This window comes from Mesorhizobium sp. M8A.F.Ca.ET.021.01.1.1 (assembly GCF_003998025.1).
GTDB lineage: Bacteria > Pseudomonadota > Alphaproteobacteria > Rhizobiales > Rhizobiaceae > Mesorhizobium.
The window spans coordinates 1-1,404 of record NZ_RZSJ01000918.1 but is presented as its reverse complement, the minus strand read 5'-3'; the positions used below and the strand labels follow the sequence as shown (position 1 = coordinate 1,404).

1 protein-coding gene and 1 pseudogene are annotated in these 1,404 nt (G+C 64.0%); both read left to right on the top strand.

All coding sequences use genetic code 11. The features are described from left to right. A pseudogene (locus EOA36_RS38680) lies at nucleotides 1–130 on the top strand (MaoC family dehydratase); the annotation flags it as partial. Beyond that, nucleotides 127–1,161 carry a phosphotransferase gene (locus EOA36_RS35430; protein WP_127281236.1) on the top strand — a complete coding sequence of 345 codons (1,035 nt, stop codon included), beginning with the start codon at nucleotides 127–129 and terminating at the stop codon, nucleotides 1,159–1,161. The pseudogene EOA36_RS38680 and the gene EOA36_RS35430, both read left to right, overlap by 4 nt. The last annotated feature ends 243 nt before the right edge of the window (nucleotides 1,162–1,404 follow it).

The following is a 1,404-nucleotide window of genomic DNA, read 5'->3' as shown; positions in this document are numbered from 1 at the left end:
GGTCAGGCCGTCGGGCTGGGTGCAGACGGCGCACGACGTGACCATCGAGATCGAAGGTTCGAAGAAACCGGCGCTGACCGCCCGCTGGCTGACGCTGACCTTGATTGAACGCCAGCCCGAGACGGCATGAACGAACCGAACGCGCTCGACCAGGCGGCCCTCGCGCCTTACCTCGAGGCGCACATCCCGGGCTTTTCCGGGCTCGCGGCAATCGAAAAATTCAAATCCGGCCAGTCCAACCCGACCTATCTCCTGACGGCTGAAAGCGGCCGTTACGTGCTGCGCGCCAAGCCGCCAGGCCAACTCTTGAAATCGGCGCACCAGGTCGACCGCGAATTCCGGGTGATGAAGGCGCTTTCGGACACCGCCGTGCCGGTGCCCGAAATGCTGCATCTGTCGGCCGAGGACTCGCCGATCGGCCGCATGTTCTACGTCATGGATTTCCTCGACGGCCGCATCTTCTGGGATCCGGCGCTGCCCGAGGCCCGCGGCAACGATGAGCGCGCCGCGATCTACGATGCCATGAACGCCACGCTTGCCGCCCTGCACGACGTCAACGCCGAGGCCGTGGGCCTCGGCGATTTCGGCCGCCCCGGCAATTACTTCGAGCGCCAACTGGCACGCTGGACCAGCCAGTACCGCGCCTCGGAAACCAGCGCGATCGGCGACATGGACCGGCTGATCGAATGGCTGGAAACCCATATGCCAGCCGATGATGCCAGGGCTGCGCTGGTGCATGGCGATTACCGGCTGGACAATCTGATCTTCGCGCCGGACCAGCCTAAGGTGCTGGCGGTACTCGACTGGGAACTGTCGACGTCAGGCCACCCCTTCGCCGACATCGCCTATCAATGCATGCAATGGCGCCTGCCGCATGCCTCGGCTTTTCGCGGCCTGGGCGGCATCGATCGCTCGGCACTCGGCCTGCCCTCCGAGAAGGACTATGTCGCCGCCTATTGCCGGCGGCGTGGGCTGACCGGCATCGGCAACTGGACGTTCTTCCTCGCCTTCTCTTTCTTCCGGCTGGCGGCAATCTGCCAGGGTGTCTACAAGCGTGCGCTCGACGGCAATGCTTCCAATCCGGAGAAGGCCAGAACCTACGGCGAGGCGGTGAAATTGCTCTCGCATCTCGCCGCCAAACTGATCGACAAGCAGGCGTAAGAGGGAGACGGGATGGGCCGCTTCGAAGGAGGAACGGTGCTGATCACGGGTGCCGCCGACCCGGCCACTCCCTCATGACCGGCATGACGCCTGCCGCTTGGGAACCCGTGGCGCCCTTGTTCGTTTCCGTACAGCGTATATAATTTAGCCAGGCACCAACCAGACAAGGGCAACAGACTTGCCGCTGAGCGTCCAGAAGCGCCGCGAGAAACAAAAGGCCGAACTGCGCTCGGAGCTTGTCGA